This is a genomic window from Pseudoalteromonas sp. TB25, assembly GCF_000497995.1.
GTDB lineage: Bacteria > Pseudomonadota > Gammaproteobacteria > Enterobacterales > Alteromonadaceae > Pseudoalteromonas > Pseudoalteromonas distincta.
On the sequence record NZ_AUTI01000042.1, the window covers coordinates 1 to 2,177 of the forward strand.

Annotated in this window: 2 protein-coding genes and 2 pseudogenes; 3 read left to right on the top strand and 1 reads right to left on the bottom strand. The window is 38.0% G+C overall.

Features of this window, described 5'->3' with window-relative positions; genetic code table 11:
* The 3 genes and pseudogenes from L652_RS0100780 to L652_RS0100790 form a co-directional block, all read left to right on the top strand.
* Positions 1–406, top strand: a pseudogene (locus tag L652_RS0100780) (LysR family transcriptional regulator); the annotation flags it as partial.
* A complete protein-coding gene (locus tag L652_RS0100785; RefSeq protein ID WP_024595301.1) occupies positions 396–707 on the top strand; it encodes an MGMT family protein in 312 nt (103 codons plus the stop codon). The pseudogene L652_RS0100780 and the gene L652_RS0100785, both read left to right, overlap by 11 nt.
* Before the next feature lie 552 nt (positions 708–1,259).
* The gene (locus L652_RS0100790; RefSeq protein ID WP_029753163.1) at positions 1,260–1,811 is read left to right on the top strand and encodes a hypothetical protein; all 552 of its coding nucleotides are present in this window, start codon (positions 1,260–1,262) and stop codon (positions 1,809–1,811) included.
* Positions 1,812–2,081: 270 nt separating this feature from the next.
* Here the strand turns inward: L652_RS0100790 and L652_RS1000000124815 are convergent.
* Positions 2,082–2,177 (bottom strand): annotated as a pseudogene (locus L652_RS1000000124815) (NAD(P)-dependent dehydrogenase); the annotation flags it as partial.

The following is a 2,177-nucleotide window of genomic DNA, read 5'->3' on the forward strand; positions in this document are numbered from 1 at the left end:
CAGGCTCGATATTGGCATTGTCAGCGCCAAAGGCGTACTTCCTCAAAAGCTAACCTATAGTGAACTACAAACGTATCCGTGTTTAGCCATGTTTGAAAGTGATTTGAGTATCGACAGTGACAGACTATCGTACTCAAAAGGCTCCGCCATGATGAAAATTGATGATGTATCGACCTTAAAATCGTTTTTACTCTCAGGTGCAGGTTGGGCAATGATGAGCCTAGAACACTGCGCTCCTGAAATAAAAGCAGGCTTACTTCAAGAAATACACATAACTGACCGAGAGCATAAATTTAGCGCACAAATTAGAGCCTTTAGACAACATGCAGTGCACCACGGACCTGTAGCGCGTACTATTTGGGAGCAATTTAAAGTACTTAGTGAGGCGTATTTAAATGAACGCTGATATTGATAAAGAAACACTTATTTATACTGTTATCGCAGGTATACCAATAGGCAAAGTAGCAAGTTACGGGCAAGTTGCAGCTCTTGCGGGCTATCCGCAAAACTCACGATTGGTGGGGCGCTTATTAAAAATGATGCCAAACGACTCAGTTATACCATGGCACAGGGTAGTGAATAGCCAAGGTAAAATATCATTCCCTGCAGGTAGCGAAAAATACCAAGAACAGCGCGAAAAGCTATTATCAGAAGGCGTACTGTTTAAAAACGACAAAGTGAATATGCACGAGTGCCGGTGGCAGTAGAAGACAAGGAATGGCTTAATAATAGTATTTAAGCACTGTTACCAAACCAAGCATGTTGACCACTTTTTTATTTATGAAGTTTAGCAATACATATAAATAACCTGATATTTGAGCATTTAGTTTTATCTTCAATACAAGCCCCTTACTAACCGAGATTATCGATAAATGAAAAAGTTACAAAAAAGGGGCATATTTTCTACTTTCTAGCCATCAAAAATACAACGAGGTGAGCCTAAAACTCTTCCACACATACTTATACCTGCGTTTTCATGCAACCCACTAAAAATAAAAGTTTGGCATACCACTTGAATTAACAATCTGTCGTAGAAAATAATGAGCATACCCGTGGTGGTACAAGAGCTCGCTTTAAAAGGTATCTCATATACAGCTAAGTAAAAATTCTTAAAGCTATAATAATGGTGGCTGAGAACGTGTTTTAAGAACACGATTTATGCTCATCGGTACGTTATTAATTATCGAAATGACCAAGCGTATATATTTAGTTTTGAGTGTGACAATTTTTAAAAACTTGATTTTAAGGACTAACCAAATATGACTGACCCTACTTTAGTTATTTTAATGTACTTTGTGATCCCTATTTGGCTTGTAGCTGGCATTGCGGATTGGTTTTGTCATCGACGTAGTAATATTTCTACAACAAGTGGTGCAAAAGAGTCGTTTATTCATCTATTAATGTTTGCCGAAGTGGGTATACCGTTAATTCTTGTTTTAATTTTTGAAGTTAATAGTTTGATTATTGCTATTAGTATCTTGTTGTTTTTTATTCATGAACTTACAGCAATGTGGGATGTAACTTACGCGGTAAGTAAACGTAGAGTGGGGCCAATAGAGCAGCACATACATAGCTTTTTAGAAATGATACCGCTGTTGGCTTTAGTATTAATTATTGCGCGGCACTGGGAGCAATTTACAGCATTATTTACTCCTGGGGGCTTTCCTCCTGAATTTACGCTCCAATTAAAAGAGTCACCTATACCAATAACTTACTTGATAACAGTGCTATTCATATCACTCGTGCTAGAGTTTATGCCTTATTTAGAAGAGTTCATTCGCGGTATACGTGCTAAAAAAGACAACGCATAAAACCAGTTTGATAAATAGGTATAAAGCCTAAGTTGACTGCTTAAGCAGCTCTAGTTGTTTAAGCAGTTTGTTTATGCGTGCTTAAATAGGCTCACTCAACCTCGTACTAAGTCAAATAGTGCAGTGGGTAACTCAGGCTTTTAGGGTGTTTATAACCACGGTTTCACGAATACTTAGTGGATTTTGTTTAGATGTGATGCAAAAAGAGTAGGTTATAAAAGCGGCGTATACTCGCCGCTATTATGTTGTTTAACAATCATCTGTTGATGATTAAGGTAGATGTTGCCCACCTGTCACGCCCATTATTTCAGCGGTAATGTAACTTGACTCTTGCGAAGCTAAGTATACATATGTTGGGGCTAGCTC

Excerpts from the sequence above, each read along its gene's own strand:
- L652_RS0100785 (WP_024595301.1), top strand. The coding sequence starts at position 396 with ATGAACGCTGATATTGATAAAGAAACACTTATTTATACTGTTATCGCA.
- L652_RS0100790 (WP_029753163.1), top strand. The coding sequence starts at position 1,260 with ATGACTGACCCTACTTTAGTTATTTTAATGTACTTTGTGATCCCTATT.